The organism is Serratia sp. Ser99, assembly GCF_024519545.1.
Lineage (GTDB): Bacteria > Pseudomonadota > Gammaproteobacteria > Enterobacterales > Enterobacteriaceae > Serratia > Serratia liquefaciens.
Genome location: NZ_JALJRT010000009.1, coordinates 98,711 through 124,595, shown reverse-complemented (window position 1 = coordinate 124,595; position 25,885 = coordinate 98,711). Strand labels below are relative to the sequence as shown.

20 protein-coding genes are annotated in these 25,885 nt (G+C 57.5%); 13 read left to right on the top strand and 7 right to left on the bottom strand.

From position 1 onward, the window contains the following. Positions 1–180: 180 nt before the first annotated feature. The 5 genes from NR114_RS18100 to NR114_RS18080 all read left to right on the top strand — a co-directional run bounded on the left by NR114_RS18100 (position 181) and on the right by NR114_RS18080 (position 7,362). A complete protein-coding gene (locus tag NR114_RS18100) occupies positions 181–3,162 on the top strand; it encodes a non-ribosomal peptide synthetase (protein ID WP_234530580.1) in 2,982 nt (993 codons plus the stop codon). A gap of 245 nt (positions 3,163–3,407) precedes the next feature. Next, positions 3,408–4,844 carry a circularly permuted type 2 ATP-grasp protein gene (locus tag NR114_RS18095; RefSeq protein ID WP_041415185.1) on the top strand — a complete coding sequence of 479 codons (1,437 nt, stop codon included), beginning with the start codon at positions 3,408–3,410 and terminating at the stop codon, positions 4,842–4,844. Further along, on the top strand, positions 4,838–5,767 hold the full coding sequence (locus NR114_RS18090) for an alpha-E domain-containing protein (RefSeq protein ID WP_128865681.1): 930 nt from the start codon (positions 4,838–4,840) through the stop codon (positions 5,765–5,767). Before NR114_RS18095 ends, NR114_RS18090 begins: the two co-directional genes overlap by 7 nt. Beyond that, positions 5,764–6,558 carry a transglutaminase family protein gene (locus tag NR114_RS18085; RefSeq protein WP_046374624.1) on the top strand — a complete coding sequence of 265 codons (795 nt, stop codon included), beginning with the start codon at positions 5,764–5,766 and terminating at the stop codon, positions 6,556–6,558. The genes NR114_RS18090 and NR114_RS18085 overlap by 4 nt, the downstream gene beginning before the upstream one ends. A gap of 75 nt (positions 6,559–6,633) precedes the next feature. Then, on the top strand, positions 6,634–7,362 hold the full coding sequence (locus NR114_RS18080; protein WP_020824997.1) for a proteasome-type protease: 729 nt from the start codon (positions 6,634–6,636) through the stop codon (positions 7,360–7,362). Between the two features lie 62 nt (positions 7,363–7,424). Here NR114_RS18080 and NR114_RS18075 read toward each other — a convergent pair whose 3' ends face one another. Together NR114_RS18075 and mgtA are read right to left on the bottom strand one after the other, a co-directional pair. Beyond that, on the bottom strand, positions 7,425–9,818 hold the full coding sequence (locus NR114_RS18075) for a beta-N-acetylhexosaminidase (protein ID WP_048762839.1): 2,394 nt from the start codon (positions 9,816–9,818) through the stop codon (positions 7,425–7,427). Between the two features lie 271 nt (positions 9,819–10,089). Then, positions 10,090–12,798 (bottom strand): magnesium-translocating P-type ATPase, encoded by a 2,709-nt coding sequence (mgtA, locus tag NR114_RS18070; RefSeq protein ID WP_234530578.1) that lies wholly within the window; start codon positions 12,796–12,798, stop codon positions 10,090–10,092. A gap of 417 nt (positions 12,799–13,215) precedes the next feature. Between mgtA and treR the strand changes: the two genes are divergently transcribed. Then, positions 13,216–14,163, top strand: coding sequence for a trehalose operon repressor TreR (gene treR / locus NR114_RS18065; RefSeq protein ID WP_020824994.1), 948 nt, complete (start codon positions 13,216–13,218; stop codon positions 14,161–14,163). A gap of 33 nt (positions 14,164–14,196) precedes the next feature. Here the strand turns inward: treR and NR114_RS18060 are convergent, their stop codons facing one another. Continuing rightward, the gene (locus tag NR114_RS18060) at positions 14,197–14,610 is read right to left on the bottom strand and encodes an Exc2 family lipoprotein (protein WP_020824993.1); all 414 of its coding nucleotides are present in this window, start codon (positions 14,608–14,610) and stop codon (positions 14,197–14,199) included. A 334-nt stretch (positions 14,611–14,944) separates the two neighbouring features. Here NR114_RS18060 and treB point away from each other — a divergent pair, with 334 nt between their 5' ends. Further along, positions 14,945–16,360: a PTS trehalose transporter subunit IIBC gene (gene treB / locus NR114_RS18055; RefSeq protein ID WP_020824992.1), complete on the top strand. Its 1,416-nt coding sequence runs from the start codon at positions 14,945–14,947 to the stop codon at positions 16,358–16,360. Between the two features lie 56 nt (positions 16,361–16,416). Then, complete coding sequence (gene treC, locus NR114_RS18050; RefSeq protein WP_234530576.1) at positions 16,417–18,081, top strand: alpha,alpha-phosphotrehalase; 1,665 nt, start codon at positions 16,417–16,419, stop codon at positions 18,079–18,081. A gap of 28 nt (positions 18,082–18,109) precedes the next feature. Here treC and NR114_RS18045 read toward each other — a convergent pair whose 3' ends face one another. Beyond that, positions 18,110–18,634, bottom strand: a complete 525-nt coding sequence (locus NR114_RS18045) for an NAD(P)H-dependent oxidoreductase (RefSeq protein ID WP_129941289.1) — start codon at positions 18,632–18,634, stop codon at positions 18,110–18,112. 104 nt (positions 18,635–18,738) lie between these two features. On the opposite strand from NR114_RS18045, the gene NR114_RS18040 reads away from it, so the two are divergent. From NR114_RS18040 to nrdG, 3 genes are all read left to right on the top strand, one after another. Continuing rightward, on the top strand, positions 18,739–19,647 hold the full coding sequence (locus NR114_RS18040; RefSeq protein WP_020824989.1) for a LysR family transcriptional regulator: 909 nt from the start codon (positions 18,739–18,741) through the stop codon (positions 19,645–19,647). 283 nt (positions 19,648–19,930) lie between these two features. Beyond that, positions 19,931–22,069, top strand: coding sequence for an anaerobic ribonucleoside-triphosphate reductase (gene nrdD, locus NR114_RS18035; protein ID WP_115060294.1), 2,139 nt, complete (start codon positions 19,931–19,933; stop codon positions 22,067–22,069). Between the two features lie 173 nt (positions 22,070–22,242). Further along, complete coding sequence (nrdG, locus tag NR114_RS18030) at positions 22,243–22,707, top strand: anaerobic ribonucleoside-triphosphate reductase-activating protein (protein WP_129983218.1); 465 nt, start codon at positions 22,243–22,245, stop codon at positions 22,705–22,707. Here the strand turns inward: nrdG and NR114_RS18025 are convergent. From NR114_RS18025 to NR114_RS18015, 3 genes are all read right to left on the bottom strand, one after another. Next, on the bottom strand, positions 22,704–22,994 hold the full coding sequence (locus NR114_RS18025; protein WP_048762831.1) for a type II toxin-antitoxin system mRNA interferase toxin, RelE/StbE family: 291 nt from the start codon (positions 22,992–22,994) through the stop codon (positions 22,704–22,706). The genes nrdG and NR114_RS18025 overlap by 4 nt on opposite strands. A gap of 8 nt (positions 22,995–23,002) precedes the next feature. Further along, a complete protein-coding gene (locus tag NR114_RS18020; protein ID WP_020824985.1) occupies positions 23,003–23,290 on the bottom strand; it encodes a type II toxin-antitoxin system RelB/DinJ family antitoxin in 288 nt (95 codons plus the stop codon). Between the two features lie 104 nt (positions 23,291–23,394). Further along, positions 23,395–24,453 (bottom strand): permease, encoded by a 1,059-nt coding sequence (locus NR114_RS18015; RefSeq protein WP_129983217.1) that lies wholly within the window; start codon positions 24,451–24,453, stop codon positions 23,395–23,397. A 260-nt stretch (positions 24,454–24,713) separates the two neighbouring features. On the opposite strand from NR114_RS18015, the gene phnF reads away from it, so the two are divergent. Then, complete coding sequence (gene phnF, locus NR114_RS18010) at positions 24,714–25,439, top strand: phosphonate metabolism transcriptional regulator PhnF (protein WP_172958979.1); 726 nt, start codon at positions 24,714–24,716, stop codon at positions 25,437–25,439. Continuing rightward, the gene (gene phnG, locus NR114_RS18005) at positions 25,440–25,883 is read left to right on the top strand and encodes a phosphonate C-P lyase system protein PhnG (protein WP_046374634.1); all 444 of its coding nucleotides are present in this window, start codon (positions 25,440–25,442) and stop codon (positions 25,881–25,883) included. It begins immediately after the preceding gene. Positions 25,884–25,885: the final 2 nt, after the last annotated feature.

Genomic DNA, 25,885 nt, shown 5'->3' with positions numbered 1-25,885 from the left:
CCCAGGCTGGCCGTTTTTATTTTTAGTATTTTTATTATTTCAATTATTTTATAACGATAGACCTATCCTCCCCACATTTACAATTCCGCATTAAAAATACGTCTATAATTATTTTCGCCCGGCCAGGCTATGATTTCTTGTGATTTATTAACCAGACTAATTATCTCAGGAGAATATCCCATGGCTCAAAGCATATTGGATTATTTTATCCAACAGGTCACTTATTCCCCCGAAGCACTGGCGATCGTCAGTGACGATCAACGTATTACCTACCGACAGTTAAATGAAGCCAGCAACCGACTCTGCGGTCAGTTGCAACGGCAGGGCGTTAGCCCCGGTGACAACGTGCCATTAGTCGCGCTGCGCACGCCGGAATTGCTGATAGGTATCCTGGCGATTATCAAAGCTGGAGCAAGTTATATTCCCATCGATGCCCGATATCCTGAAAAAAGAATTCTGGATATTGTCAGACAAAGCGGGTCAAAAGTAATCATATTGAGTAACTTATCAATTACTTTTGAAATAAATAACCCCGATGTGAAAATTATTGCCATTGATAATATTACATCAGATAAACTGGTTCCTTTTGAATTAATAAATTCCAAGAGTGATGCAACGGCTTATATTATTTTCACCTCTGGCACTACCGGCAAGCCCAAGGGGGTGATGATTGAACATCATTCACTGTTGAATATTATTCTCTGGCATAATCAAAAATTCGCCATGAGCCATGAAAGCCGTTCCACGCTGATAGCCGGTATCGGCTTTGATGTGGCCCAGTGGGAAATCTGGGCAGCATTGCTCAGCGGCGGCACGCTATATTTGCCGCAAGAAGAGACCCGACTGCAGCCCTCTGCCCTGCTCAACTTCTTCGCAGACCACCAGATCACCCATGCTTTCGTGCCCACGGTGTTGGTGGCTGAAATCGTCGGCGCGCCACAGCCGGAAAACCTGGCGCTGCGCTATCTGTTTACCGCCGGGGAAAAACTCAACCCGATCGATCTCCGTGGAGTGAGTTACCCCTTGGTGGATTACTACGGCCCCACTGAAGCGACCATCTTCGCCACTTGGAATCGGGTCACTTGTGCAACACAAAACTCGGCCGCGACTATCGGTCGACCGGTGGCAGACACCGAGATTTTCATTCTCGACGATCATCTGCAACCGGTGAGTGGCCAACAGGCTGGCGAGCTTTATATCAGTGGCCGTTGCCTGGCTCGTGGTTACCTGAATGACCCACAGCTCACCGCAGAAAAGTTTATTACCCCGGTGCATTTTGCCGGTAAACGCCTCTACCGCAGCGGCGATCGGGCACGCTGGCTACCGGATCAACGCATTCAATACCTCGGGCGTCTAGACGACCAGATCAAAATCCGCGGTAACCGCGTGGAACTGGGCGAAATAGAAAGCGTTATGGTGCAGATTGCGGGAGTGAAGGCGGCTGTCGCTATCGCCACCCAACCTCAGGATCCTGCAAATAAACAGATTGTGGCGTTTCTGGCGGCTGACAATGACGACGGCGAGTTGGTCGAACGTGTGAAGCAGCAGCTGAAAGAAATGTTACCTTCATACTTCCTGCCCGCCAGCTTCCTGGTGATGGAACGCATGCCGATCAATGCCAATGGTAAAACCGATAAGGCCGCGCTGTTGGACCTTTCCCGCACGGATCAGTCTCTGGCAGCAGAGACGCTGACCGGCAGCCGGCAGATCATTGCCGCTATTTGGAGCCAGGTATTGGGGACGGCGAATATCCGCGCCGAAGACAACTTTTTCGACATCGGCGGCCATTCACTGCTGGCAGCAAAGCTGGCGACGGCCATCGATAACAAAATCGGAGTCAAAGTCTATGTGCGCGATATTTATGAATATCCGACGATAAACCGTCTGTCGCAGGCGCTGGATGAACGCAGCGGCCATGCACTGCCGACGGTGGACAGCGAACCGGTACGTGCTCTGCAAGACGATGTTTGGCTGCCTGCAGATATCACCATCAACCCGGATTATGATGTGCGACAGGTCAGCGACCCCAAAGCCATTTTGCTCACCGGCGCCACCGGCTTTGTCGGTGCGCATCTGCTGGCAGAGTTGCTCGCCACAACCCGTGCCGAGTTGTATTGCCTGGTGCGGCAGCGCAGCCGGATATCCCCGCAGCAACGACTCGACGAGATCCTGAATCGCTATCAGATTACTTTATCCGCCGAGCAGTACGCGCGCGTCCATCTGATCCCCGGCGACGTGGCCGAGCACGATTTCGCCCTGTCACCTGAGCACTTCCGTGAACTCAGCCAGCGGATCGATATCATTTATCATTCGGCAAGTGCGGTGAACTTTATCCAGCCCTATTCTTATATGAAACGCGATAATGTGCAGGGCCTGCGCGAAATCATTCGTTTTGCCGCGTACCGACGCACCAAACCACTGATGTTGATGTCGACGATTTCGGTCTACAGCTGGGGGCACTTGCATACCGGAAAACGGGTGATGCTGGAAAGTGACGACATAGATCAGAACCTGCCGGCGGTGATCACTGATATCGGCTACGTCCGCAGCAAATGGGTAATGGAGAAAATTGCCGATCTGGCGGCATCGCAAGGCCTGCCGCTAATGACCTTCCGTCTGGGGTACGCCACCTTCCACAGCCGAACCGGCGTCAGCGCCAGCTACCAATGGTGGGGACGGCTAGTCAAAACCTGTATCACCAGCGGCACCCTGCCAGTGTTGCAAGACCTGCGCGAGGGCCTGACGACGGTGGACTATATGACCCAATCCATTGCCCATATCACTCGCAACCCTCAGGCGTTAGGGAAGAAATTCAACCTGATCCACCAGCACCAGAATAACCTGACGCTGCAAGCCTTCTTCCGCCTGCTGGAGCGCGAGTGTGGCTACCGCTTCCGACAGTTGCCTTTCGATCAATGGCGAGCACAGTGGGAACACGACGCTAATGCACCGCTCTACCCGTTGCTCAGCCTGTTCAGGGACAATATGGTGAATGGGCAATCGACGGTGCAGCTCTACCAAAATACCTACCAATGGGATTGCAGCAACCTGCAGCATTTCCTGCGGCACAGCGGGATCGAAGAACCGCGGTTTACCCGGCAAATGCTACTGAATTATCTGCGGCAGTCTATCGGCACTTCGCAGCAAGCATTGCAGGTATAAATACCAGGGCGGGTCCTCAGGGCCCGCCCGCGTCCTTTGCACGGTGAGTTGCGCCATCACTGCTCATAGCCAACCCACACGCGCCGCAGTTTTGCCCCGTTTTAAGGCAGCGCCCGCTTTGGTTGCACCCAAAGCGGGCCATTTACTGCCGCGAGCCGGCGTTTTCGCGTCATTTTCGCCCCTTTATCACCTTGGCACATTTTATGCTGGTTCTGTATACAGCCTGCAATGTCGACGAGGTGATGATGCTAAATATCGATCTGTCTGCTTCACCGTTTTTTGATGAGATGCTTCTGGCTGAGGGTAAGCACCGGGGTCACTACGAGGCTTACTGGCATTGGCTGCAACAGGCTGACCAAAAGGCCATTCAACGCAAGAGGGAAGAGGCTGCGCTGCTGTTTCACCGGGTGGGGATTACCTTTAACGTTTATGGTGAGGATGACGGCGCTGAGCGCTTGATTCCGTTCGACAGCGTACCGCGCATCATACCCGCCAGCGAGTGGGCGATGCTCGATCGCGGTATTCGCCAGCGCGTACAGGCGCTTAACGCCTTTCTGCACGATATTTACCATCAACAACACATTCTGAAAGCCGGGATCATTCCGGCGGAACAGGTGCTGGCCAACGATCAATATCAACCCTGCATGCAAGGGGTCGATCTGCACCGCAATATTTACGCGCACATCGTCGGCGTGGATATGGTACGCAACGGTGACGGCCAGTATTACGTGCTGGAAGACAACCTGCGCACCCCGTCCGGCGTTTCCTATATGCTGGAAAACCGCAAAATGATGATGCGCCTGTACCCGGAGCTGTTCGCTCAGCAACGCATCGCGCCGGTGGAGCGCTACCCGTCGCACCTGCTGCAAACCCTGCGTGAAAGCTCGCCGATCAACGATCCTACCGTGGTGGTGCTGACGCCGGGCCGCTTCAACAGCGCCTACTTCGAACACAGCTTCCTGGCGCAGCAGATGGGGGTTGAGCTGGTGGAAAGCGCCGACCTGTTCGTCAAGGACGGGGCGGTCTTTATGCGCACCACCGCCGGGCCTTGCAAGGTGGATGTCATCTACCGCCGGGTGGACGACGCCTTCCTCGATCCGCTGGCGTTCCGCCCGGATTCGATGCTCGGCGTGCCGGGCCTGCTGTCGGTATACCGTGCCGGCAACGTGGTGTTGGCCAACGCCATCGGCACCGGCGTGGCCGACGACAAGTCAATTTATCCGTACGTGCCGGACATGGTGCGTTTCTACCTGCAGGAAGAGCCGATCCTCAATAACGTGCCCACCTGGCAATGCCGCCACAAGAATGAACTGTCGTACGTGCTGGCGAACCTGGAACAGATGGTGGTGAAGGAGGTGCACGGTGCCGGCGGCTACGGCATGCTGATCGGCCCGGCGGCGACCAAAGACGAAATCGCTCACTTCCGCAGCCTGCTGCTGGCCAAGCCGCATAACTACATTGCGCAAAACACGCTGGCGTTGTCGACCTGCCCGACCTTCGTCAACGACGGCCTGGCGCCGCGACATATCGATTTACGGCCGTTCGCCCTCAGCGGCGCGGAAATCCGCCTGGTGCCAGGCGGCCTGACGCGCGTGGCGCTGGCGCAAGGCTCACTGGTGGTCAACTCGTCGCAAGGCGGGGGAACCAAGGATACCTGGGTGTTGGAGGACGACGCATGCTGAGCCGAACTGCCAGTGAACTCTATTGGATGGCCCGCTATCTGGAGCGGGCGGAAAGCATCGCCCGGGTGCTCGACGTCACCAACAAGCTGTCGATGATGCCGATCCGCGACAGCGAGGATCAGGATCTGCAGGTACCGCTCAATCTGACCAGTACCGGACAGCTGTATGCCGCCGCCTACCCCGACCTGACGATGGCCAATCTGGTGAGCTTTTTTGCGCTCGACAGCCGCAACCACAGCAGCATTTACAGCTGTCTGCAAATGGGCTGGAACAACGCCCATGCGGTGCGCGGCAGCCTGTCTTCCGAGGTCTGGGAATGCATCAACGCCACCTGGATCGAAATGAAGCTGATCCGCCGTCAGGGCATAGGATCGGTGGGCGCGGATGGCTTTTTTGACTGGGTGAAGGAACGTTCTCACCTGTTTCGCGGTGCGATGTTCGGCACTTTGCTGCGCAGCGACGCCATGTGCTTTATCCGTCTCGGCACCCTGCTGGAGCGCGCAGACAGCACTGCCCGTCTGTTAGGGGTCAAGAACTCGCTGATGGACAGCGACGGCGACCCGGTGCGCGAATATTACCGCATGGACACGCTGTTGCGTGCAGTGAGCGCACGCGAAGCCTACCACAGCATCTACAAGCAGCAGCTCAGTCGGGACACCATTGCCGAACTGATGATCCTGCGTAATGAAATCCCCCGCTCCTTGCTGGCCTGCGTCGGCGATCTGGTGCAACAGCTGGAGCAAATTGGCGGCAACAGTGCCAATCAGCCGCGCCGGCTGGCGCATACGCTGCACGCCGAGCTGCGCTTTAGCAGCATGAAAGATCTGAACAAGGTCGGGTTGAACGACTGGCTGGACGCGTTTCTCGGCCAGATTAGCGGCATCGCGGAGAGCATCCATCACACTTATCTGGAGGCGCAATGAAACTGAACATTGAGCACAACACCCACTATACCTATGCCCAGCAGGTGCAGCGCAGCACTCAGTATCTGCGCCTGACGCCGCAGGATTCGGAGCATCAGCGCATCATTTCATGGCAGTTGACGCTGCCGGAAGATGCCGTGTGCACCACCGATGCCTTCGGCAACGTGCTGCACGTGCTGACGCTGGATCACCCGCACCAGGCCATCAGCATTCAGGCCCACGGCGTGGTGGAAATTGAAGACGGTGCCGAAGATCAGGTGATGGGGCATTTGTCGCCGCTGGTCTTCCTGCGCCACAGCCCGCTGACCCAACCCGACAGCGCGATCCAGGCCTTCGCCCTGCGCTACTACCAGCCGCAGGCGGTGCTGGACGGGCTGGAAAATCTGATGGGCGAGCTGCTGCTCAAAATGCCGTACACCCCAGGGTCGACCAGCGTCACCGACAGCGCGGCCCAGGCATTCGCGACCGGCACCGGCGTCTGTCAGGATCATACCCACGTATTTTTGGCCTGCTGCCGCAGCCTGAACATTCCGGCGCGCTATGTCAGCGGCTATCTTTACAGCGAGGACTCGGCCCACGTCGCCACCCACGCCTGGGCTGAGGCCTGGGTCGACGACCGCTGGCACAGCTTTGACGTCACCAACAATACACGCCTGCCGAATCAACACCTTAAGCTGGCGGTGGGCATCGACTATCTCGACGCCTGCCCGGTACGCGGGATGCGGCTCGGCGGTGGCTGCGAGAACATGCAGACCATCGCCGAAGTGCAGATGATGCCAACCGGCCAGTAGCCTCTTGCCGAAAACCAAGGTTTACGGCACGCTGGCGGTTGGCGGCGTGCCAGTATCGTTTTGAGGGATTGTGGTATGACCTATTGTGTGGCCATGCGCTTGTCTTCCGGGCTGGTCTTTGCTTCCGATTCGCGCACCAATGCCGGCGTGGATCATATTTCCACCTTCCGCAAACTGCACGTGTTTCAGCAGGACGGTGAACGCATGCTGGTGTTGCAAAGCGCCGGCAACCTGGCGACCACTCAGAGCATCATCAGCCTGCTACAGCGCCGCAGCAAAGATCCCGAACGCCTGAACCTGCTGAACGCACCGAGCATGTACGAAGCCGCCACGCTGGTGGGCGAAACGGTGCGGGAAGTGATCCAACGCGACAGCGAAGCCCAGCAAAGCGGCAGCACGACCGACTTTAGCTGCAGCCTGCTGCTCGGCGGCCAGATCAGCGGTGAAGAGATGCGGCTATTCCATATTTACCCGCAGGGTAATTTTATCGAGGCCACCCGCGATACGCCCTATTTCCAGATTGGCGAAAGCAAATACGGCAAACCGATTATCGATCGGGTACTGACCTACGACACCCCGCTGGAACAGGCGATGCAGTGCGCGCTGATCTCTCTGGATTCGACGCTGCGCAGCAACCTGTCGGTCGGCCTGCCGCTCGACGTGATGATCTACCCGCGCGACAGCTTTAGCAGTGCGCAGCAGTACCGTATCACCGAAGATCACCCGCATTTTAGCGCCATCCGTAAAGGCTGGGGCGAAGGGCTGGTCAGTATTTTCAAACAGTTGCCGCCGTTGCAACTGTAGGTTTTGAGGGCTCAGCATGCTGAGCCCCTACATATGCAGAGCGCTACATATACTGACTTATCTCATTCGATAGCGCTGGCGCGCAAAAGCGCTTCCAGCGGATAGACCGCCGCAATCACCACTTCGTCGCGTATCTGCGCCGCCGCGTCCAATTGCTGCTGTATCTGCGTCGCTTCTGCCTTGTTCAGCGGTTTACCCTGTTGATAACGCTCCAACAGCATCAACCCCAGCGTGGACAGCGCGCCGACATCCTGCGCCACCGGTGCCAGATCCTGCATCAGCCGGTTACCGGCAATCACCGTTTTTACCGGTGCGGTATTGAGCTGCCAGCGTTGTAAACGTTCGCGCAACGCCTGCGCCGCCGCCCGATCGTTGCGGTCCTTCACCAACGCCGCAACCTGCATGCCCATCTCGCGCACCGCGTTGCTTTCCGCCGGCAGTGCGTCGGCAAAACGGTTCAGCGGTTCGAACTGGTGATAGTTACCGGCTTTGAATTTCAGATGCTGTCGAGTGTAGTACTGGCCCGGCTCCACCGCTTCGGCCAAGGTTTGCAGCGGTGCTATCGTCACGCTGTTTGCCAACCGGGTGAACTCGCGTGCGGTTTCCGCATGCTGTTGCAACCCCACCGACACCACCGACCAGGCATCGACTGCCGCCAGCCTGCGGTACATATTATTTTCATCGGTCACGTCCTGCGCAGACCACAAGCGCTCCGCCACCGCGAACCCACGCGGCCAGAGCTTGAGATCGAGGATCGGCGCCCTGATGTTTTCCGCCCACAGCGCCGCCTCACCGCCGAGAATATTGGCCTGCTGCTTCGTCTCCGGCACCACCGGCATCTTGCCCACCGGGATCGCCGTCAGCTTGCTGCCGCTGGTCGGGTAACGCACGTTGCCCACCAGCGTATAGCCGCTGAGCTGGTCCTGGCTCAGGGTAAATACCGGGCGGGTATCCCCCATCCAGCTGTCGAGCCGGAAGCTCACCTGCTGCGGAGAACGCCAGACGATATCGTGCAACGCACGGCGCGATTTACCGTTGAAATCGATAAAACCCCGCCAGCCCTGCTTGCCTTCAATCAGGGTAAAACTGCCTTCTACCGCGCTGCCCTTCAGCCGCGGCATGCTGAACTGCCAGCTTTGCGCCTTTTCATCCGGCTGCACCTCGGTGTCGACGCCCAGCGGCTGCGGCAGGATCTCATTGCGATAGTGATAGGCCGCGCTTTGCGGTTGATCGAGGTAAAAACCGGTAGACAGAATGCCCTGGTAACCGTCCTGTGCGCTGGCGCCGAGCGAGTCCTGCCCCTGCCAGGACTGGATGACAATGCTGCGCGGCAGCGACGGATGATAGATCTCATCCCAACCCACCATCTGACGCTGATGCTGTTCGAGGATTTTCTCCAGCTTCTGATTGAAGTAGGCCTGCAGCGCATGGGTGTCCGCCAACTGGTGCTGCTGCATAAAGGCCTGAATGGTTTTGGACTGCTTCCACTGGCTGGCATCAACCTCATCACCGCCAATGTGCAAATAAGGATCGGGGAAGATCGCAGCCAGTTCGCCAATGATGGCGTCAACAAACCGATAAACTTCATCGCGGGTCGGATCCAGCGTCGGCAGATGCACACCCCACTTGCGCTCCATCGAATACGGGCCCGGCGCGCTCATCAATTCCGGGTAGGCCACGGCGATACTGGAAGCATGGCCAGGCAGATCGATTTCAGGTACTACCCGGATACCGCGCGCGCTAGCGTAAGCCACTACCTGTTGCATCTGTTCGCGTGTGTAGAACTGGCCGTCGCTGGCCTGCTGTTGCAGTTTAGGATAGCGCTCGGAGGCAAAGCGCCAGCCCTGATCGTCGGTCAGGTGCCAGTGGAACACGTTGAGTTTGGCCGCCGCCATGCCGTCGAGCTGACGCAGAATGTCCGCCAACGGCAGGAAATGACGTGCCGAATCCAGCAGCACACCGCGCCACGGGAAACGCGGTACGTCGGTGATGCTCACCAACGGCAGGAAGGTGTTCTGCCCGTCGGTCTGCACCAATTGCAGCAGGGTTTCCATGCCGCGCAACGCGCCGAAACGGGTATTGGCTGCCAGCGTTACCCCCTGCGGCGTCACCGTCAATTTATAGCTTTCATCGCTCCCCGGCAGCGGCTGCGCCGCCACCTTATCTTTGATATTCACCTTGATGACCACGCCCGTGGCTTTTTCGGCCTGCGGCACCAGGGTCCAGCCGGTTTGCAGCTCAATACGTTGGCGCCAGCGCTGCAGCGCATCGTCCAGATCGTCCCCCTGCAGGCTAATCGACAAACGGTGATCCAATACCAGCTTGCCCGCCGGCTGAGTCAGTTCAACCTGCTGCGGCCAGGGCATTAGCGGCAGATCGCCGGCCGGCTGCGCCAGCGCGCCCAGGGAAAGCAATAACGATGAAGCCAGTAGCGTATAACGCAAAGTTCTGTGCATCAGAAATTCCTCAGAGGAAAAAATATCAATTGCTCCCCAACGAATTTCAAATTACCGCCAGGCGGCAAACGTCTGAATCCCTGGGAGCTTAGATTTGCTAAGTGACTAGGGTGAAGACGTGCAGCCAACAACGCGGTAGTTTGAAAGGCAAAGGGGAAGACAGCTAAGCTGTAAATAAAGACTGAGCACAGGACAGATGTCCAACGACAAGGGTGAAAAGCCGGGTTGGATCACAGATGCCCCTCTTCCAGGCGAAAGAGGGGCGCAGCGATTACTGCCAGCCGTAACGGCGCACAAACCAGCCTTTCACGCACTGAGTCAGCACCATATAGCCGGTCAGGATTAGCACCAGCCACGGGAAGTAGCCGAGCGGCAATGCCTGCAGCTGCAGGAATCCGGCCAACGGCGAGAAGGTCAGGCCGATGCCGGTAACGATGACCAGCAGGGTCATCATGCACAGCGGCCATGAAGGACGGCTCTGGATAAACGGTATTTTGCGCGTGCGGATCATATGCACAATCAGCGTTTGCGACAGCAGGCCTTCCACGAACCAACCGGACTGGAACAGCGTCTGCATTTCAGGCGTATTGGCCTTGAAAACCCACCACATCAGGCTGAAGGTCAGCACGTCGAAGATCGAGCTGATCGGCCCGAAAAATACCATAAAGCGTCCAATATCGCCGGAGTTCCAGCGTTGCGGCTGAGTAATCTGATCGTCGTCGACGTTGTCGAACGGAATGGCGATCTGTGAAATGTCATACATCAGGTTCTGGATCAACAGGTGCAGCGGCAACATCGGCAGGAAAGGCAAAAAGGCGCTGGCAATCAGCACGCTGAAGACGTTGCCGAAATTGGAGCTAGCGGTCATCTTGATGTACTTGAGCATGTTGGCAAAAGTACGGCGTCCCTCGATGACCCCCTGCTCCAGCACCATCAGGCTTTTTTCCAGCAGGATGATGTCCGCCGCTTCCTTGGCGATATCCACGGCGGAGTCCACCGAAATACCGATATCCGCCGCACGCAGAGCGGGCGCATCGTTGATGCCGTCCCCCATAAAGCCGACCACGTGGCCCTGCTGGCGCAATAGCTTGACGATGCGTTCCTTATGCAGCGGCGTCAGCTTGGCGAACACCGTGGTACGCGCCGCAGCCTGCGCCAGCTGTTCGTCATTCATCTGTTCGATTTCACTGCCGCGCAATACGTGATCCGCCGCCAGCCCGACGTCTTTGCACACCTTCGCCGCCACCAGCTCATTGTCACCGGTAAGGATCTTCACCGTGACACCGCTGTTTTTCAGCGCCGCCAACGCCGGCGCCGTGCTCTCTTTAGGCGGATCGAGGAAGGCCACGTAGCCCTCGAGGATCAAATCCGACTCGTCGGCCACGCTGTATTCATGGGCCTGGGCCGGCAAGATCTTGTTGGCCACCGCCACTACGCGCAACCCTTGCTGGTTGAGATCGTCGGTGATGCGCCGAATTCGCGCCAGCAGCGCTTCGCTGAGCGGGATCACCTCATCTTCCTGCCGCACATGGCTGCAAATCGCCAGCATCTCTTCCAGCGCGCCCTTGCAGATCAGTTCGTGATATTGCGCGTCTTTGGCCACCACCACCGACATACGGCGCCGTTCAAAATCAAACGGGATCTCATCCACTTTACGGTAATGCTGCAACGCATCCGGCTGTTGGTTTTGTTCCGCGCAGCTCAGCACTGCCACGTCGAGCAGGTTTTTCAAGCCGGTCTGGTAGAAGCTGTTCAGCCAGGCGTAATGCAGTACGCGATCGCTGGCGGCACCGAACACGTCGGTGTGGCGCTCCAGCACGATTTTATCCTGGGTCAGGGTGCCGGTTTTATCAGTGCACAAAACGTCCATGGCGCCAAAGTTTTGGATAGCATCCAGACGTTTGACGATCACTTTCTGCCTGGACAGTTTCACTGCCCCTCTGGCCAGCGTTGAAGTGACGATCATCGGCAGCATTTCCGGGGTCAGCCCCACCGCCACCGACAGCGCAAACAGCGCAGCTTCCCACCAGTCACCCTTGGTGTAGCCGTTGATCAACAAAACGATCGGCGTCATCACCAGCATAAAACGGATCAGCAGCCAACTGACCCTGCTGATGCCGGTCTGGAAGGCGTTCGGCTGTTCATCCTGGCTGATGACCCGCTGCGCCAACTGGCCAAAGTAGGTGCCGCCGCCGGTACCGATCACCATCGCCAGCGCGGTGCCGCTGACCACGTTGGTGCCCATAAAGCACAGGTTCTGGCACTCCAACGGATCTTCTGCCTGTTCGCGCAGCTCGGCGATTTTCTCTACCGGCAGAGATTCGCCGGTCAACGCCGCCTGGCTGATAAACAGATCCTTGGCCGACAGCACGCGCAGATCCGCCGGGATCATATCTCCTGCCGCCAGTTTGATGATGTCACCCGGCACCAGTTGAGAGATCGGCAGTTCAAGATGTTCGCTTTTCCCGGACAATGCGTCGCTGCGGATCACCGTGGCGGTGTTGCTGACCATCGCCTTCAGCGCGTCCGCCGCCCGATTGGATCGCGCTTCCTGAATGAAGTTCAACAACGTGGAGATCACCACCATCAGTGCGATCACCAGTGCGCCCGTCAGATCTTCCGTCGCGTAAGAGATCATGCCAAGCGCGGTCAGCAGCAGGTTGAACGGGTTGCGATAACAGTGCCACAGGTGCTGCCACCAGGCTTCTTTTTGCTGCTCGTCGATGACGTTCTCGCCGCAGCGTTCGCGCACCCGCTCAGCCTCATGAGCAGTGATGCCTTCCGGGTGGCTGTGAAAACGCAGATACAGATCGGTGACGTCGGCAGCGGCGCATTCCAGCCGCTGCTGTGCCAATCCGGCGGGCAACCCTTGCGCTTTGCCGCCAAGGCTGTCCAACAGGCTATCGCGGTGCACCAAACGGCGCGGTAAATTGCGGCTGAGCATGCCCAACAGCTGACGGGGAATATTTTTCAGTTTCATTATTTTGCACCTCGTCGCCCATTGCCTCCCGGCAGCGGGTGAACGCGGGATCGCTCCCAACCGGGCTTTTGGATGTGCCAAAAAGCCTCTGCCGGGGCAGATCCTGTTTTTTTAAAAGCAGCAGGAGCGAACGACGGGCGTGCGCTACCGGTTACCGTTTACTTCACCGGTAAAACAGCAGCGCAAAGCGAGCAGGTTTTACCGGATCACCGAGTGGGTGTCTAACGGGGTCGGATCGGGATCCATACGGATGATAACCTCCGGTAAATGAAAAGATCGAACGACAAGAGCGGCCGTTCAGCGCAGCACATAAATCCCTGCATAGCGTCAAGATCCGTTGCGGAAAATAAGCTATGCTGACGGGCATTCAGCGTAGGCCGCCAGTCTACGCCTTTTAACCTCAACGAAAAGTAAACCATGCAAAACCGGCTGACCATCAAGGACATCGCACGCCTGAGCGGCGTAGGCAAATCCACCGTATCACGCGTGCTGAACAACGAAGGCAGCGTGAGCCCGCAAACCCGCGAACGGGTGGAAGCGGTGATCCGTCAGCAGGGGTTTACCCCGTCCAAATCGGCGCGCGCCATGCGCGGCCAGAGCGATAAAGTGGTCGGCATCATCGTTTCCCGTCTCGATTCACCGTCAGAAAACCAGGCGGTACGCACCATGCTGCCGCTGCTGTATCAGCACGGTTTCGACCCTATCGTGATGGAAAGCCAGTTTGAAACCCGGCTGGTGGAAGAGCATCTGCATGTCCTTCAACAGCGCAACGTCGACGGGGTGATCCTGTTTGGCTTCACCGGCCTGACGGCGGCCATGCTCAGCCCATGGCAAGAAAAGATGGTGGTGCTGGCGCGGGAATACGACGGTTTTTCCTCGGTGTGCTACGACGACGACGGCGCCGTACGGCTGTTGATGGAACGCCTGCACCAGCAGGGGCATCGCCATATCAGTTATTTGGGGGTGCAACTGTCGGATGCCACCACCGGTTTGCGCCGCCACCAGGCCTATCTGGACGCCTGCCGCCAACGGGGGATTTCCCCCCATGTGGCCTTGGGTGAATTGAGTTATCAGAGCGGCTTCCAGCTGGCTGCCTCAGCCATCGAACCACAGACCACCGCGCTGGTGTGCGCCTCCGACACCATCGCCCTCGGCGCCATCAAATACCTGCAACAGCAGCATATTACGCCGCTGCAGGTGTGCGGCATCGGTAACACCCCGTTGCTTAACTTCTTGTTCCCCGAAACCTTCTCGGTCGATCTCGGCTACGGCAGCGCCGGACTGCAGGCTGCGCAACAGCTGCTGGGCCAGCTCAGCGGCGAACAAGGCCTCCGCCAGATCATCGTGCCAAGCAAACTCGCCTGACGGCGGGTTTATTGCATCATTTGTAGGCAGTCTTCAAGGCCGCCCTTCGTAACCATCCCAGTAGGTGGCCACGGCGGAATCCAGCAATATCTGGCGTTGTTTTTGCGGGTTATCCACTGAATATTGCTGATTGATAAATTGCCCTTTCTTTCCCATGTCACTGAGGAATTCTGGGCTGCGGAAATAGGCTTCCTGCTGCTGTGCCTGTTGCTGCGTTAAGCCCTTGGCCCGATCGGCTTTCCCCATCTTGTAGAACTGGTCGAAGAACGGAATAGACGCTTTTATCGAGTCTGGGATTTGGGTTCGCATTTCGGGGGAGAAATCTTCACGTGCCAACTGATAAACCGCATGTTTAGCGTGGCGTTCCGGGCTACTTTTTTGACTGGTACAGGCGCTCAGGAGCAGCGCGGTAAAGACAATAAGCAGTCGAGGCAATGTCAAAGTCATCATTCTTCCTTGAAAAAAGTCCGTGGTAATAGCACTCGAATAGCGTATTGGTTTTGAAAACACAGGCGTGAGTGCCGCTGAATTGAATCAAATCATTGATTGTTAAGGCTAACAGTATAACCGCCATTGCGTCAGTTCAAGATAATATTACGGAATGTTTCAGCCTGCTCTCAAATTTCCCCTGTTCAACAAGTGGTCATTTTTTTATCGTTTTGTGATCCTCGCCCCAAACCGGGAACGTTCCCATTCCATAAAAAAAGCGAAATGACTAAGCTTTGATCATCACTCGAACAACACCTCTGCGGCAGTCTCATACCAAGAAAGGTATCTAATAATGGGCAAAGTAAAACAGCAGGATATCGATCGCCTGATTGTGCTGGTGGGCGGGCGCGAGAATATCGCCACCGTCAGCCATTGCATTACCAGGCTGCGTTTCGTTCTCAACGACACAAGTCTTGCCAAACCAAAAGAAATCGAAGAGCTGCCAATGGTCAAAGGCTGCTTCACCAATGCCGGGCAGTTCCAGGTAGTGATTGGCCCGGAGGTCGGTGATTATTATCAGGCGTTGATTGCCACCACCGGCGTCAACGAGGCCGATAAAGAGCAGGCCAAGGTGGCCGCGCGCCAGAACATGACCTGGAGCGAGCGCGCTATCTCCCACTTCGCCGAAATCTTCTTCCCGCTGCTGCCGGCGCTGATCAGCGGCGGTTTAATCCTCGGCTTCCGCAACGTGATCGGCGACATCCCGATGTCCGGCGGCCAAACGCTGGCGCAAATGCACCCGGCGTGGAAAACCATTTACGACTTCCTGTGGCTGCTCGGTGAAGCCATCTTCATGTTCCTGCCGGTCGCCATCTGTTGGTCAACGGTGAAAAAAATGGGCGGCACGCCGGTGCTTGGCATCGTGCTGGGCGTCACGCTGGTGTCGCCGCAGTTGATGAACTCCTATCAGCTCGGCCAGCAGATCCCGGAAGTGTGGAACTTCGGCTGGTTCACCATCCAGAAAGTCGGCTATCAGGCGCAGGTGATCCCGTCCATGCTGGCCGGTATGGCACTCGGCTGGATTGAAACCCGTTTGAAAAAGATCGTGCCGGATTACCTGTATCTGGTGGTAGTGCCGGTCGTTTCTCTGCTGCTGGCGGTGTTCCTGGCGCACGCCTTTATCGGCCCGTTCGGCCGCATGATTGGCGATGGCGTAGCCTGGGCGGTGAAAGCCGTCATGACCGGCAGCTTCGCGCCGATTGGGGCCGCGCTGTTTGGTTTCCTGTATGCCCCGCTGGTGATCACCGGCGTACATCAGACCACGTTGGCCATCGATATGCAGATGATCCAAAGCATGGGCGGCACGCCGGTTTGGCCACTGATTGCTCTGTCCAACATTGCGCAGGCATCTGCGGTGCTGGGTATCATCATCGTCAGCCGCAAGGCCAACGAACGTGAAATCTCGGTCCCGGCGGCAATCTCCGCCTACCTTGGCGTCACCGAACCGGCAATGTACGGGATCAACCTGAAATACCGTTTCCCTATGCTGTGCGCGATGATCGGCTCTGCCTTCGCCGGGCTGATCTGCGGCCTGGACGGCGTGATGGCCAACGGCATCGGCGTCGGCGGTTTGCCGGGCATCCTGTCGATCAAACCTCAGTTCTGGATGATTTACACGGTGGCGATCCTGGTGGCGGTGATTATCCCGCTGGTCCTGACCATGATGGTTTACAAACGCAAAGCCAGCCGCGGTGAGCTGCCGGTCTGATTAAAATGTAGGGGCCTGGCATGCCGGGCCCGTTGTCACGATTTAAAGGTATGACTATGAGCAATCCAATCCCCTGGTGGCAAAACGGCGTCATCTACCAAATCTACCCGAAGAGTTTTCAGGACAGCACCGGTAACGGCTACGGCGATCTGGCCGGTGTGACCCAGCGGCTGGACTATCTGCAGGAGCTGGGCGTCGATGCGATCTGGCTGACGCCGGTTTATGTCTCCCCACAGGTCGATAACGGTTATGACGTGGCGGACTACTGCGCCATCGATCCGGCCTACGGCACCATGGAGGATTTCGACCGACTGATTGCCGCCGCCCACCAGCGCAGCATCCGCATCGTCATGGATATGGTGTTCAACCACACTTCAACCGAGCACCCGTGGTTCAAAGCTTCGCAAGAACCGAACAGCCCTTTCCGCCAGTTCTACGTCTGGCGCGATGGCGAAGGTGATACCCCGCCGAACAACTGGCGTTCCAAATTTGGCGGTAATGCCTGGCAGTGGCATGCCGACAGCGGCCAGTATTATCTGCATCTGTTTGCCACCGAGCAGGCCGATCTCAACTGGGAACACCCGCCGGTCCGCGAAGAATTGAAGAAAGTGTGCCAGTTCTGGGCCGACAAAGGCGTCGACGGCCTGCGCCTCGACGTGATTAACCTGGTTTCCAAGCAGCAGGATTTCCCGTCCGATCCTCAGGGTGACGGTCGCCGTTTCTATACCGACGGACCGCGTATTCATGAGTTCCTGCAGGAGATGAGCCGCGACGTGTTCCAGCCGCGCGGCTTGATGACCGTGGGCGAAATGTCCTCCACCACCCTGGAGCATTGCCGGCAGTACGCTGCGCAAAGCGGTGAAGAGTTGTCGATGACCTTCAACTTCCATCATCTGAAAGTGGACTATGCCGGCGGCGAGAAATGGACGCTGGCGGCACCGGATTACGTTGAACTGAAACAGATTTTCCACCACTGGCAGCAGGGCATGCACAACCAGGCCTGGAATGCGCTGTTCTGGTGTAACCACGATCAGCCGCGCATCGTTTCGCGCTTCGGCGATGAAGGCGAACTGCGAGTACCGGCCGCCAAAATGCTGGCGATGGTGCTGCACGGCATGCAGGGCACGCCTTATATTTATCAGGGCGAAGAGCTCGGCATGACCAATCCCGGCTTTAGCACCATCGGGCAGTACCGCGATGTGGAAAGCCTGAACATGTACGCCGACCTGAGTTCCCAGGGCAAAAGTGACGCCGAATTGCTGGCGATCCTGGCCACTAAATCGCGCGATAACGGCCGCACGCCAATGCAGTGGAGTGCCGCGCCCAACGCCGGTTTCACCCAGGGAACCCCGTGGATTGGCTGTGCGGAAAACTACCCGCAAATCAATGCTGAAGCGGCACTGGCCGATCTGGACTCGGTGTTTTACGCCTACCGTCAGTTAATCACCCTGCGCAAGCAGTATCCGCTGTTGACCCACGGTGACTATCAGGATCTGGCGCCCAACCATCCGGCGCTGTGGTGCTACCAGCGCCGCTGGAACGGCCAACGCCTGCTGGTGGCGGCCAACCTCAGCCGTGAACCGCTGGCCTGGCAGGCGGAAGGCGTGGAACCTTCAGCGTTGTGGCGTCCGCTGATGAGCAATTACGCCGATGCGCCTACGCAACCGCAGGCCATAACCCTGCGCCCGTTCGAAGCGGTGTGGTGGTTGTTAGAGGACTAACCCCCAGGGCGCGGCCTCAGGCTGCGCCCTACTCTTTTTTCAACAGAGCCACCACTCCGGCAGCCTCTTGCGCCAGACGCTCATCGCTCATATCAAAGACGCCCTGCACCAGATGCGGCGGCAGATAATCCATGCCGGTCAGGTTGGCCATCGCATGGAACGGACGCAGCAAATCCTCGACCGGATAGCGGTTATACCCTTCCGCCGTATAGGCCTGCTGATTGCCGCCGGTGGTGACCACCAGTTGCAAGGGCTTGCCATGCAGTTGGGTACCTTCACTGCCGTAGGCGAAACCGTGGGTTAATACCGCATCCTGCCACTCGCTGAGAATCGCTGGTGAGCTGTACCAATAGAACGGGAACAGCATCACCACCGCATCATGGTTTTGCAGCAGCTCTTGCTCACGCGCCACGTCGATTTGATAGTCCGGGTAAGCACGCATCAGTTCGTGGACAGTGACGTTATGCAAAGGACGAAGCGCTTCGATCAACGCTTTGTTGATGCGTGATTCGTCGGGAAAACGGTGGGCGGCCAACACTAAAATACGCGACATAAAGGATCCTTGATTAAGATTTGATAACGCATTTTTCCATTTCCAGCGCCGCGGGTGTAGGCTGTGAATCGTCACTTCAATTTCAACTGAAAGTATCAACCACTATGTCGCTGCCCTTTGACGTGCACCGCCTGCTGCCGGCCTTTCTCGCGGCCGCCCAGGCGCAGAATTTCTCCGCCGCCGCGCGCCAACTGGGCGTCACCCCGGCGGCGATCAGTAAAAATATTCGCGTGCTGGAAGAAAAACTGGCGCTGCGGTTGTTCCAGCGTAATACCCACAATGTGGTGCTCACCGACGAAGGTAAGGCGCTGTTGCAGCAAGTCGCACCGCTATGGCAGGCGCTGTCCGCCACGCTGGAAACTGCCGGTAGCGCCCAGCAGGCACCTTCCGGCACGGTGCGCGTCAGCATGATCCCCGGCTTCGGCCGCCAGATCCTGATGCCGTTGATCCCGCAATTCCTGGAACGTTATCCGCAGATCGATCTCGATCTCTCACTGGATGCCCGCGTGGTCAATCTGGTGGGCGAAGGATTTGACGTCGGCATCGGCAGCCGGGTCGATCCCGACAGCCGGCTGGTAGCGCGGCCACTGTATCCGATGCAGATGGTTCTGGCGGCCTCGCCCGGCTATCTTGCGCAGCACGGCACGCCGCAGGATCCTGACGATCTGCTGCAACATAATTGTCTGCTGCACCGTAACCCAGCCACCGGCCGCAGCGTAAAATGGCCGTTGCATCGACATGGCGAAGCCAAAACGCTGGAGCTGCATGGCCGCCTGGTGGCCAGTCGGCCGGAGATGTTATTGGATGCGGCACTGGCTGGCCTGGGCATCGTCTGTCTGGCGCGTTGGTATGCGGAGCATCACTTTGCGCAGGGTACCCTGCTGCCGGTGCTGGCAGAATGCTGGCCGCAGCCAACCCAACTGTGGTTGTACTATGCCTCGGCCGATCTGCCCCCGCGAGTGCGCGTCTGGGTTGAGTTCCTGCTCGAACATTTCCACTCTCGTCCGGCCTGAGCATTCAGGCCAAAATTAACGTCTGTACAGCTTACGCGCGCTCTTTCATTTTCTTTGTCCTACGTCAAAAGAACCCCATCAACATCTATATATAGTGCATTAAGAAACGACAACAACTATATATAGTAGTTATCCACAAAATCATCCACACATCGCCTCAGCCCTTGCGTGCTGCGGCATTGCCCTGTGGATAAGCTGAAATCATACCGATACCCGCTAGCTTTCAGGCTGAAATCTGCAAGGCAGGGTATCAACGCTCCCTCGGGGAACAAGGAGTAACAACGTGAAACCAGTAGTGATTAAACGGGACGGTTGTCAGGTACCTTTTGACGAGGCACGTATTGGGCAAGCGATCGAGCGGGCCGCGCTGGCCGTGGGGATCGTCGATGCGGACTACTGCGCAACCGTCGCCCGCGTAGTCGCTCAACAGATATCGCAGCAGCCGCGCGTCGATATCCATGAAATCCAGCGGGCAGTGGAAAACCAGCTTATGGCCGGCGAATACAAGCAGCTGGCGCGGGCCTATATTGAGTACCGTCACGATCGCGACGTCGCGCGTGAACTGCGTGGACGGTTGAACCAGGAGATCCGCGGCCTGGTCGAGCAAAGCAACGTGGCATTGCTCAATGAAAACGCCAATAAAGACAGTAAGGTGATCCCCACCCAGCGCGATCTGCTGGCCGGGATCGTCGCCAAGCACTATGCCAAGCAGCACATCCTGCCGCGTGACGTGGTGCTGGCCCATGAGCGAGGCGAGATCCACTACCACGATCTCGACTACTCGCCATTCTTCCCGATGTTCAACTGCATGCTGATCGACCTGAAGGGCATGCTGACCAACGGCTTCAAGATGGGTAACGCCGAGATTGAACCCCCGAAGTCGATCTCCACCGCTACCGCAGTGACCGCGCAAATCATCGCGCAGGTGGCCAGCCATATTTATGGCGGTACCACCATTAACCGTATCGACGAGATCCTGGCGCCGTTCGTCACCGAAAGCTTTAACAAACACCAGCAGGTCGCCGAACAGTGGCAGATCCCGGATGCGCAAAGCTATGCCATGGCGCGCACCGAAAAAGAGTGTTACGACGCCTTCCAGTCGCTGGAATACGAGGTCAACACCCTGCACACCGCCAATGGCCAGACGCCGTTCGTCACCTTTGGTTTCGGGCTGGGGACCTCTTGGGAATCACGCTTGATCCAACGTTCTATCCTGAGTAACCGCATTGCCGGGCTAGGCAAAAACCGTAAAACGGCGGTATTCCCTAAACTGGTGTTCGCCATCCGCGACGGCCTGAATCATCAGTACGGCGATCCGAACTACGACATCAAGCAGTTGGCGTTGGAATGTGCCAGCAAGCGCATGTATCCAGACATTCTCAATTACGATCAGGTGGTGAAAGTCACCGGCTCGTTCAAAACGCCGATGGGCTGCCGCAGCTTCCTCGGCACTTACGAAGAAGAGGGCGAGCTGGTACACGATGGCCGCAACAATATCGGCGTGATCAGCCTGAACCTGCCGCGTATTGCGCTGGAGGCCATGGGCGATGAAAGCCGCTTCTGGGATCTGCTGGATCAGCGCTTGCTGCTGGCGAAAAAAGCGCTGATGACGCGCATTGCCCGGCTGGAAGGTATCAAGGCGCGCGTGGCCCCTATTTTGTATATGGAAGGCGCCTGCGGCGTACGCCTGAAGGCAGATGACAACATTGCCGAGATCTTCAAGAATGGCCGCGCCTCTATTTCGCTGGGTTACATCGGTCTGCATGAAACCATCAACGCCCTGTTCGGCAACGAACAACACGTATACGACGATGAAACGCTGCGCGCCAAGGCGATCGCCATCGTTGCGCACCTGCGGGCCGCCACGGAAAGTTGGAAAGCCGAGACCGGTTACGGCTTTAGCCTGTACAGCACGCCAAGCGAAAACCTGTGCGATCGCTTCTGCCGGCTCGATACCGCCGATTTCGGCGTGGTGTCTGGCGTGACCGACAAAGGCTATTACACCAACAGCTTCCACCTCGACGTAGAGAAAAAGGTCAATCCTTACGACAAGCTGGATTTTGAAGCCCCCTATCCGCCACTGGCCAACGGCGGCTTCATCTGTTACGGCGAATACCCGAACCTGCAGCACAACCTGAAAGCGCTCGAAGACGTGTGGGATTACAGCTACAGCCGCGTGCCCTATTACGGCACCAACACCCCCATCGATGAATGTTACGAGTGCGGTTTTACCGGAGAATTCTCTTGCACCAGCAAGGGCTTCACCTGCCCGAAATGCGGTAACCACGAGCCATCCAAGGTCTCCGTCACCCGCCGGGTGTGCGGTTATCTCGGCAGCCCAGACGCCAGGCCGTTCAATGCCGGCAAGCAAGAAGAGGTGAAACGCCGGGTGAAACACCTGGGGAACGGGCAGATCGGCTGAAGCAAAGATCGTCAAGCCTGCTGAGCATAAGTCTGTTCATCGGGCGTGATTGTCGCCGCCAATTTACCCTCGGCCAGCGCGGAAGAAACGGAGCGTACACGCAGTACCTGAGTATTCAGAGCACTGCCCGGGGGGAAAATGGCAAGTAAAATAGCCAGATGGGCAGACCTCACATGAATTATCACCAGTATTACCCCATTGATGTCGTCAACGGCCCCGGCACCCGCTGCACGCTGTTTGTTGCCGGCTGCGTGCACCAGTGCCCCGGCTGCTACAACAAAAGTACCTGGCGGCTTAACTCCGGCCAGCCGTTTACCCAGACGATGGAAGATCAGTTGATTGCCGACCTGAACGATACGCGCATTCAGCGCCAGGGGCTGTCGCTGTCCGGTGGCGATCCCCTGCACCCCGCCAACGTCGCGGCGGTGCTGCAACTGGTAAAACGGGTGCGCGCCGAATGCCCCGGCAAGGATATCTGGCTGTGGACCGGCTACCGGCTGGCGGAGCTGGATGCGCAGCAAATGCAGATAGTGGACAGGATTAACGTGTTGATTGACGGAAAGTTTGTGCAGGACTTAAAAGATCCGGCGCTGATTTGGCGCGGCAGCGCTAATCAGGTGGTGCATAAGCTGCGTTAGTTCTCTATGTCGGGGTCGGGGAATTTCTCTCGTTGATGAGCAACGGCTAAAACCTTAATCACGTCGTCGACAACAACGTATAAAACTAATAACGAAGCCTGGCTGACCAATAACTTACGCGCCTGTCTGTACCAAATTTTACCGAGTTCAGGGTAATCCAACAGGCGCTTCACTGCCTTATCAATCTCAGCATCAGCCTGCTCAGCAGCCTGTGGATTAAAAGGATAGAGAAAATCAAAAATACGTTCCCTATCCCGTAGCGCTTCTTCATCCCATTCGACACGCATAACGATCCTTATTTTCGGTCGTATTTCGCTCGGACTTTTGCCTTAAAGGCATCCATGCTTTCATCAACCTGTTGCTGGTCAAGATAGACCGCACTTCCTTCATGCAAACGGGCAAAAGCGGCATCAACCTTTTCTTTCAACCAATTTTCATGTTGCTCAGTGGCCCGTTGCTCATCCGCCATTTGCTCAGCCAAACGTCGACACGCCTCACTCAAAGTGATCCCCTTGGCTTCTGCGGCTTTCTGCGCCAAACGTTTAGTCTCATCCTCAATGCGAAACTGGATACGGCTTTCCATCTTGATACTCCTGCATTCGCTCAATATTTAACAACTGAAAACCTGCCAACGTTAGCACATTTGTGACAACGCAAATACGAATGAAAGACTATTTATTAAACAATTTATACCAACCCCATTCCTACCACGCCCGTGACGATCCCACACAGCGCAACCAATAGCGCTGTCAGGCACAGTGCCTTGGCAGAGAAGGCCTTGTTCAGCATCAGCAACGAAGGCAGGCTGACCGCTGGCAGGGTCATCAACAGCGCCAGCGCCGGGCCGGTGCCCATGCCCGCCAGCATTAGAGTCTGCACAATCGGGATTTCCGCCGCCGTCGGGATCACGAACAGGCAACCGGCGATCGCCAGACCAATAATCCACAACACGCTATTATCTATCGCCCCATCGGCATGCGGGAACAGCCAAACGCGCGCGGCCCCTAGCGCCAATACCGCCAGAATGTAGACAGGTATGGTGGACCAAAACAGCGACCACAGCGCCTTGAGCCAGCGGCCGAAAAACGGCTTTTCGTTAGCTTTATCCAGCGGCAGCAGCGGCGTTTGCAAAGCCGCCGGCTGCGGATCCCTGGCAGTGGCACGCTGCACCAGCCAGGCGATGCCCAGCACCATGATCACCCCAGCCACCAGCCGGATTGCGGCAAACTGCCAGCCGAGCACAAAGCCCATAAAAATCAGCGTGGCCGGATTCAGCACCGGGTTACTCAGCCAGAACGCCATCGCTGCCCCGCTGGACACCGACTGACGCCGTAATCCGGCAGCTACCGGCGCGGCACAACAGGTACACATCATGCCCGGCAGTGCGATCACCGCGCCCAGCAAGGTACCGGAAAAACGCGGATGACCGAGCGTGCGCATCAACCAATCGCGTGGGATCAGCACCTGCACCAATGAGCCCAACACCACACCGAGCACCGCCGCCTTCCATACCGCCGTGAAATAGACCAGCGCGTAATGCCAGGCCGCCAGCCACGGGCTGCTGTCGTCGTTGACCAGTATCGATTTGCCGATGGAATGCGTGTCCGCCGCCAGAAAGGCCTTGCCGTAATAAGGCTGCCATTTGACGTAGTAGAGGCCGATGGCCACCACCAGCAGAAACAGCGCCGGTTTCCACCACGGCCAAGGGCGCGCGCGGTGTTCAGTTGCAGTCAGGGGATGTGGCATGGGCTTAGATTAACTCGGTTCAATCATCAATAGCGTCAGCTTAGCGCGCAGCGGCCCCCTGCGCATCATCTGCCTGTCCAAAATAGTTCATCTGTTCGCCACCGACGCGTAACGCGATTGTCATCTGACGCCTGCAAGATGATGCCAACTTCACCACGGGACCTACCCGTCGTCTTTCAAGCCGCAGGGTAAGCACTGTAAGACATGCCGATAAACCGCATATTTTTATGTCGTTATGGCCACCGAGGTTTTTTATTATGATGGACTTATCTAGACATCCGACCAGTTTTCCCACCCGCTACCAGCAAATCGCCGCGCAGCTGGAACAAGAGCTGCGCACCCAATACCGCTGTGGCGACTACCTGCCTTCCGAGCAGCAATTGGCGGAACGCTATCAGGTCAATCGCCATACCCTGCGTCGTGCAGTCGATCAATTGGTGGAGCGCGGCTGGCTGCAACGCCGGCACGGGATCGGCATTCTGGTGTTGATGCGCCCCTACGACTACCCGCTGCATGCCAATACCCGTTTCAGTCAGAACCTGTTCGAGCAGGGAAGCCACCCCACCAGTGAGCGCTTACTCGCTGTACTACGCCCGTGCAATGGGCATGTTGCCAGCGCGTTGTCACGGGAAGAAGGCGAAACGGTGATCCACCTTCGCACTTTGCGCCGGGTCAACGGCGTACCGATGAGCCTGATCGACCACTATCTGCCCGATCTGGACTGGTGGCCGGCGCTACAGCAGTTCCACAGCGGTTCGCTGCACGAATTTATCGAATCAAACATCCACCAGCCGCTGACCCGCAGCCAGACACGCATCAGTGCGCGCCGGGCCCAGGCCAAAGAGAGCCGGATGCTGGAAATTGCCACCCAGGCGCCGCTGCTGTGCGTGCGCACCCTGAACGTCTGCACCGGCAGCAACAACGTGGCGGAATACTCCGTCAGCCTGGCGCGCGCCGACATGATTGAACTGACGATGGAGCACTAAATGCAAGCCTTACAGCCGAGACAACGCTGGATGTCGGTACTGGCGCACAGCCAGCCTGCACAGTTGCGCAGCCACTGGCAGGCGCTGAATATCAACCCGCGCTACCAGAGCATCCGTGCACCGGAGATTGGCCTGGCGCAGTTGCAGGGGCGCATGGGCGCCACCGGTCGCCGCTTCGTCTTGGGCGACATGACCGTCACCCGTGCGGTGGTCCAGCTCGAAAACGGCGGCTATGGCTACAGCTATATCGCCGGGCGCGATAAGGCGCATGCCGAACTCTGCGCGCTGCTGGATGCCCTGCTGCAACTGCCGGAGCAAGCCGAATTGCTGCAACAACAGCTGATAGAGCCGCTGGCCGCGCTGCAACACGAGCAACGTCAGTTGCGTGCAAGGGCCGTCGCCTCCAGCCGGGTGGACTTCTTTACGCTGGTGCGAGGGGATTAATC